Source organism: Candidatus Methylomirabilota bacterium, assembly GCA_028870115.1.
GTDB lineage: Bacteria > Methylomirabilota > Methylomirabilia > Methylomirabilales > Methylomirabilaceae > Methylomirabilis.
On sequence record JAGWQH010000097.1, the window covers coordinates 140369 to 146368 of the forward strand.

Here is a 6000-nt window from a genome sequence, read left to right on the forward strand (position 1 = left end):
CTCCTGTACACCACAGCATACATTTCCGCTGCGTTGTCATTCCGGGCTTGACCCGGAATCCAGTGCCTTTCCGGATTCCCGCTTTCGCGAGAATGACGGTCATTGTCGGGACTTACGACGCCACGTACAAAACGAGAAGAGCAGGTCGCCCCACGGCTTCCTGCTCTCAGTCTTACATTGGGTCTCACCCCCGAAGCGACCAGCTATTCCCTTACTCAGCCCACCACCCGATCGCGCCCCCGTCACACTCAAGACCGACATGCACACTCATAATCTAGCGCGAAGGGCAAGCGAGGGCAAGCTGTTTCCCCACGACCAGAGTGGTGATGGAGCGCCTTCACAGCAAGCCGGATTTATCGGCGATCCGGTGGACTGGTTGGTTCAGTGAACAATCCTATGCCGCCAACCTGGCTTCGTTCTGTACGATGATTTTGGGATCTTTCACTTTCGGAGGCACGGGCAGACCCCGTTCTCTGAGTAGTTCTATGTGTTCCTTCATTCCCCATTTCGCCTTATACACGCAGTCCTCGATGGAGTGGCCAATCCCCGTAAATCCTTCCAGATCAGGAGAAAAAAACCCGAAGTAGTCGGGTTCCTGCGTTGCCTCGATGGTCAAAGAATAAGGCAGATCAATCATGGCTTCCTCCCTTCTGTATTCCTGCTGACTTCAGTATATGATGGCAGGTGCCGCTGGGCACTTCCTTGGCCCCATGATAGTCAACCCGAATCAATGCAGGCCAGCCAGCCTTCCCATAATATCGGATGGACCCTTTCTCCCTTACCAGCTCAAATCCATGAGCTTCAAGCAGTCTCACCAACTCACTGAATTTCAAGATGGTCTCCTATAGTCCACCATCTATGACATGCTAGCTTCCAGATTCCTTATTCTAACACCAAACGCCGACGTCGAACGACCGCAGCATGGGCAGACTAGGCATCGTTTCTTCTCCCCACATCGCTGTTGAACGTGGCGCGAGAAAAGTGGCAGCGCCGCCATGAATGCCACCAGTCACAGCGGATCTTATGCCTTGCTCTCCTGTGGATGGTTTCTCCAGACCGGCTTCCTGTCAATTAGTCACCGGCAGGTCGAGGAACCCGTGATGCGGAACAGAGGTGATTCGACAGACGAGACAAGATGACGACGTGCGCCAGCCGCCAGGTGCAGCGGGTAGTTCTACGGCTTCCTCAGACTGCAACGGGGGTGAGCAGGAAAACGCGAGCGAAGCGACTGGCCACCCTGACATCTCCTCTTCTTAAGGCTCCTCGCACGTCGTCCAGCTTTTCGGCATCTTCAACAGACAAATACGGTGACCACCCTTCGTCCGTCTCGATCAGTTCAACGTCTACCTCGGCAACGTATTGTCCCTCATGAACGAATTTCTTGTGCCGCCGTTTCCTCATGATCTTCTCCTTCTAAAATCACTGGACCATTTGTCCGGATCAGGCCGGTATGCCGTCACCAGTACGGCAGGGGTCGAGGCTCCCCGTGGAATTCCCCACACGACGTGTATCGGGTTTCCGCTAGAATCATTCTGCAGTACAAGGACACAGGGCCCCTTCGGATATTCCGGGTAATCTTCGACGACCGTGGCCCGTCGGACTCCGGAAAACACGTCTCTTACGACAATATCGTCTTCCGTCAGTTCGTCGTAGCCGTGGTCAGACACTCGGACTTCCTGACGCTGGATGAGGTGGAGCACCCGTCTGAACGTATCGCTCATAATCTCATGTTATGCGCGCTGACAAAATTCGGCAACGGGAATTCGTGAAAACCCAATTCCTATATCCGTAGAACGCCGGTATCAGCCGCGGCCGAAGACCGTCGGCTGCATGAACGACATATGCGGATCGAGGATGAATATGGTAGATTCACACGCCACAAGGTGTAACTCATGTCCCCGGACTGTTTTGTTACCTATCTCCCCGACCGGTCAACGAGTTCCTTGATGAGAGCGGCACACTCCGCGCGCAGGATCGGGGCGTCTTTCTGAGCGATCGCCCACACGGCGGAATCAAGGATCGCAGGGTAATCGTGCACCAGCTGATTGCGGAAGCCCACGATCATGCGGGCATGGGAGATGCGCGAAATGAGATCAGGATCGATCTTGGACAAGGAGTTGACCGCCTCACCGATGATAGTGAACTCCCGCTCTACCGCCGAGCGAAGCGTGCGGGTGGACGCATACGCAGGAAGGTCCACGCCATCAAGTGTCTCCGCGATCGCGTCGCAGCACACAACGATGTCGTTGAGGTATGCGAGTGGGCTACGCGGCATAGAGCAGCCGTTTGGTGGTCTCGATGTCGGATGCGATGTAGGGGTTCTTGATCGCACCCGCCATGACCAGGTCGACCTCGCCGCCGAGAAGGGCTTTCAGCTCATCGAGCAGGTCGAAGTACGCCTGTGCGAGCTCGTAGGGATCCCGATCGGAGAACTCGACGAGCAGGTCCACATCGCTCTTGCCGGGCCGGAAGTCCTCGCGCAGCGCCGAGCCGAAGACGTCCATCCGGACGACCCCGAACCTGCGACACAGTGCAGCGATGGAGTCTCGCTTGTCCTCGATGAGCGCAACCATGAATGACCTCCTGGACAAATGGTACCCGCCTGCGCGTCCACATGCCACGCGCATACCCAAAGGTCGGACTAACGTGAAAATCAGCGGCATACAACCACGCGGCCGATAAGCCTACAAATAGCACCACCAAATATGCTCCGCGTGGTTGTGTGTCCGCTGCATTTTGTTGTTAGGCAATCGGTTGTTTCCTGCATCTGTGGTTCATGAGGCATCGAAAAAGTCTGCGTCGATTTGTTTGACTTCATACTGATTGCGGACCTGTACCCCGACATTGAATTGATACATCAGGTCGACCAGACGTTCTCCATCCACAAGAATGATCGTATGATGCGCCTCGCGTGCCTTCTTTAATGCCTTTTCATCAAAGCTGCTGGTCGTCACAAATACACCTTTTGTGGTGTCTCCGCTCATCGCGCCGATAAAATTACGAATATCAGTTTCTCGCACCTTGTTGTCGGTATAACGCTTCGCCTGTATGTATATCTTCTCCAAACCCAGCTTGTCTTCGTTTATTATTCCGTCGATTCCGGCATCTCCAGACTTGGATGTCTCGGTAAAGTCTCCATAGCCCATCCTCTTCAACAGAATGAGAATAACCTTCTCAAAGTAGAACGGATCGATTTCGCGCAACCTATCTAGTGTCTAATTGCGTAAGTTAATGATAGTATTTCTCAATTGAGAGCCTTTGACTTCTCGCTTGCGCCAGACAAAGGGTTTCGCGGTCGGACCATAGACTGCAACGAAGTCTTCGATCGCTTGGCGTAGTTGCTCCAAATTGCGGAACGATGCGCCGCGCAACGCCTTGCGGGCAAGAATCCCGAACCAGATTTCTACTTGATTCAGCCAACTGGCCGACGTGGGAGTGAAATGAAAAGACACGGTGGGGTGCGCGGCCAGCCACGCGTCGTTTTTCTTGTGAATGCAATAATTATCCAGAATCACATGAATCTCTTTTCCGGCGGGAAGTCCGCTCACGAGGTGATCCATAAACTCCAGAAAGTCGACCCGGCGCTTTTTCTGAGTCGTTTGCGTGCGAATCGCTCCGGTTGCTACTTCCAAGGCCGCAAACAGATTCAGCGTGCCATGGCGTTTGTAGGTACTCTTCAACCCACGAACAATCGTCCCGTTGTCTGTTTCGACATAGCCCGTGGCCCGCTCGAGCGCTTGGATGCTCGGCTTCTCGTCCACCGACAGCACCAGGGCCTGTTCCGGAGGATTCAGATAGAGACCCACGATATCGGCGGCCTTGGCGGCAAATTCCGGATCCGTACTGACACACCAACTGCGCTGCCGGCTCAGGCATATCCCCTCTTTACGCAACACCCGCCAGACCGCATGGACCGAGGCGTTCAGGTGTATGGCCACAGCCGGACCGTCCCAACTTGCCTGTCCCCGAGGTGGAGGCATTTCCAACGTCGTCAACACCTGATTGCGGAACTCCTCGGTGTATCGCCGGGGCTTGCCAGAACGCGGACGATCCTGCAGTCCAGGCATCCCCTCACGCTCAAATCGCCGCCGCCAATCGATTACCGTATTGGGTCGTACCTTCAGATTCCGTGCAACGGCGCTGACCGCCTTTCCTTCAAGGCACTGCAGAACGATTCGGGCTCGCTCCACCAATCGGGCCTCAAGGGTCCGACTACTCGCCCAACTTTCAAGAATCTTTCTGTCGTCTTCGGAACAACCCGGTATGGGAGCTGTCTTGGGCAAAGGAACCTCCTTTCACCCAAGACCATATCATATATCTATTATTTGCGCAATTAGACACTAGTAGTTCAGATTTTGTTTGTGCCTCAATTTCAGAAAACCCGGCATCTATCATATCCTGCGGAGATTGCTCGGCAGCAACAGGCGTGCCCGTCTGTTTTCTCTTTTCTTCGGCGTAGAAATCCATCAGGTTCGATTCCATGTCGCGAAGAGGCACTCCCTGAGCGCATGCTTTCTTTCCCGCTTCGGTGACCTGAACCATGCCGCGCTTCGGGTAATGAACGAGCCCGCCTTTCTTGAGATAGGACTTTCCCCATGCAATTCGATTTTCAATCAGCACTTCACCGCTCTTTGTCTTCTGTTGCAGCAATTCTTCGGACAAGTCAGAGTAGTACTGTTCCTGAACTCGCTTGATGAGTTCGCGATGATGAACGACCTCTCCGTTGCTGAGGGTCCGCAGAATCGGCATGAATGTCTCGTTAAACTTTGGTAGCTCCATATCTTGTCCTCTCATGCCTAACTATTAGGTGAGCCGCCTTAGAAGCCGACAAAGGCTGGCGGCCTATCCCCCAAGAGGCGCCACTTCTCAACAACGAATTTATTCGTAATCTCCCACACTTAGCCCAACCAGCCAAGACTATTCTGGCCGACAAACCCTGCCAGCTTCGGCGGCCTATCTCGGCCGCCCTATCGCCGATCAGCCGGGCTATTGACCCCGTGTCCGCCTCAGTTCAACACGTGAGTGCAGATTATCATGGTACTCACATCCCGATGACCTGGCAGCTCATGGATCGCCCAGTAGCCTGGCTCCAGACTGGGCCATCCCAAACCGGCCTAGTGAACTACCCCGCAGCAAGCTGCGGGGCATCAAACACCAGAGCAAAAAGAAATCTGCGCGGCAAGCCGCGGGGAATGAACCCTCAGTAGATTCAAATGCGATCATACCGTCGCAAGCTTCTGCTTGAGAATTTCGCTAGCGAGTTCCTTCGCCGGCTTCTGGAGCTTCTTGGCCCTGTCGCGCAGCACCAAGAAGCTCTCCTCATCCACTTCTATCTCGAAGTGTCGCCTCTTGAGGTCCACTTCGAGATCGACAGGCTCCAGGAATTCCTCATAGTCGGTTATGCTGTGGGTGTTCCAGAACTCGGCAGCCTCCTCCTCAGACCTAAACTCGTCCGGCAGGGGGTCTACGTGCTTATTTGTGTCCGCCATAATAGTTTCTCTCCGCGCGGTCCATGTCACGCGCCGAGATCGGCAGCGCCATGCCGCGCTTCTTGTTAATGAAGAAGACGATCAAATATCTCCCGCTACTGATCTGAGCCAGAGCAGCGTACAGGTCCTCCCCATGTACGCGCCCCTTAACCATCTTCCTGACCACAGGCCTGGAAAGAAGTGCCTCTTCCTCTGCAACTGACACACCATGCTTCCCCGAGATCTTCTCAACTACACGTTCCTTCCAGATAATTTCAGTAATCCGCACTGGATAGCCTCCAGCAATCTCCTCTGAAGATACGCGTCACACACGATGCCGGCAAGTCCGCAGAGCCCAACTATAGTAGAGCCCGATTATTATGTATACTGATCAGTCTTGTATCTTTACAGTAGCGTCATGAACAGGTATAGAGTCGTGGTCGAGGATCTAACACATCCGGACGTGACAGACCGCGTCAGTCTTGGTCCGGTGAGACCGTGAGATAGCACGGGTCGTCACGTCCTGTCCCTC

General features: G+C 54.2%; 10 protein-coding genes and 1 pseudogene. All 11 read right to left on the reverse strand.

Annotated features, from left to right (window positions below):
- Window positions 1–394: 394 nt before the first annotated feature.
- The 11 genes and pseudogenes from KGL31_11415 to KGL31_11465 all read right to left on the reverse strand — a co-directional run bounded on the left by KGL31_11415 (window position 395) and on the right by KGL31_11465 (window position 5757).
- On the reverse strand, window positions 395–637 hold the full coding sequence (locus KGL31_11415) for a type II toxin-antitoxin system HicB family antitoxin (protein ID MDE2322499.1): 243 nt from the start codon (window positions 635–637) through the stop codon (window positions 395–397).
- Window positions 630–833 carry a type II toxin-antitoxin system HicA family toxin gene (locus KGL31_11420; GenBank protein ID MDE2322500.1) on the reverse strand — a complete coding sequence of 68 codons (204 nt, stop codon included), beginning with the start codon at window positions 831–833 and terminating at the stop codon, window positions 630–632. Before KGL31_11420 ends, KGL31_11415 begins: the two co-directional genes overlap by 8 nt.
- A 352-nt stretch (window positions 834–1185) precedes the next feature.
- Complete coding sequence (locus KGL31_11425; protein ID MDE2322501.1) at window positions 1186–1401, reverse strand: hypothetical protein; 216 nt, start codon at window positions 1399–1401, stop codon at window positions 1186–1188.
- Complete coding sequence (locus KGL31_11430) at window positions 1398–1721, reverse strand: DUF4258 domain-containing protein (GenBank protein MDE2322502.1); 324 nt, start codon at window positions 1719–1721, stop codon at window positions 1398–1400. Before KGL31_11430 ends, KGL31_11425 begins: the two co-directional genes overlap by 4 nt.
- A 194-nt stretch (window positions 1722–1915) precedes the next feature.
- Complete coding sequence (locus tag KGL31_11435) at window positions 1916–2275, reverse strand: DUF86 domain-containing protein (protein MDE2322503.1); 360 nt, start codon at window positions 2273–2275, stop codon at window positions 1916–1918.
- Window positions 2265–2573 (reverse strand): nucleotidyltransferase domain-containing protein, encoded by a 309-nt coding sequence (locus tag KGL31_11440; GenBank protein ID MDE2322504.1) that lies wholly within the window; start codon window positions 2571–2573, stop codon window positions 2265–2267. Before KGL31_11440 ends, KGL31_11435 begins: the two co-directional genes overlap by 11 nt.
- A gap of 201 nt (window positions 2574–2774) precedes the next feature.
- A pseudogene (locus KGL31_11445) lies at window positions 2775–3212 on the reverse strand (restriction endonuclease).
- A 3-nt stretch (window positions 3213–3215) separates the two neighbouring features.
- A complete protein-coding gene (locus tag KGL31_11450) occupies window positions 3216–4265 on the reverse strand; it encodes an IS630 family transposase (protein ID MDE2322505.1) in 1050 nt (349 codons plus the stop codon).
- Complete coding sequence (locus tag KGL31_11455; protein ID MDE2322506.1) at window positions 4228–4779, reverse strand: winged helix-turn-helix domain-containing protein; 552 nt, start codon at window positions 4777–4779, stop codon at window positions 4228–4230. Before KGL31_11455 ends, KGL31_11450 begins: the two co-directional genes overlap by 38 nt.
- A 440-nt stretch (window positions 4780–5219) precedes the next feature.
- Window positions 5220–5489 (reverse strand): hypothetical protein, encoded by a 270-nt coding sequence (locus KGL31_11460; GenBank protein MDE2322507.1) that lies wholly within the window; start codon window positions 5487–5489, stop codon window positions 5220–5222.
- The gene (locus KGL31_11465; GenBank protein ID MDE2322508.1) at window positions 5473–5757 is read right to left on the reverse strand and encodes a BrnT family toxin; all 285 of its coding nucleotides are present in this window, start codon (window positions 5755–5757) and stop codon (window positions 5473–5475) included. Before KGL31_11465 ends, KGL31_11460 begins: the two co-directional genes overlap by 17 nt.
- Between the last annotated feature and the right edge of the window lie 243 nt (window positions 5758–6000).

Excerpts from the sequence above, each read along its gene's own strand:
- KGL31_11415 (MDE2322499.1), bottom strand. The coding sequence starts at position 637 with ATGATTGATCTGCCTTATTCTTTGACCATCGAGGCAACGCAGGAACCC.
- KGL31_11425 (MDE2322501.1), bottom strand. The coding sequence starts at position 1,401 with ATGAGGAAACGGCGGCACAAGAAATTCGTTCATGAGGGACAATACGTT.
- KGL31_11430 (MDE2322502.1), bottom strand. The coding sequence starts at position 1,721 with ATGAGCGATACGTTCAGACGGGTGCTCCACCTCATCCAGCGTCAGGAA.
- KGL31_11435 (MDE2322503.1), bottom strand. The coding sequence starts at position 2,275 with ATGCCGCGTAGCCCACTCGCATACCTCAACGACATCGTTGTGTGCTGC.
- KGL31_11440 (MDE2322504.1), bottom strand. The coding sequence starts at position 2,573 with ATGGTTGCGCTCATCGAGGACAAGCGAGACTCCATCGCTGCACTGTGT.
- KGL31_11455 (MDE2322506.1), bottom strand. The coding sequence starts at position 4,779 with ATGGAGCTACCAAAGTTTAACGAGACATTCATGCCGATTCTGCGGACC.
- KGL31_11460 (MDE2322507.1), bottom strand. The coding sequence starts at position 5,489 with ATGGCGGACACAAATAAGCACGTAGACCCCCTGCCGGACGAGTTTAGG.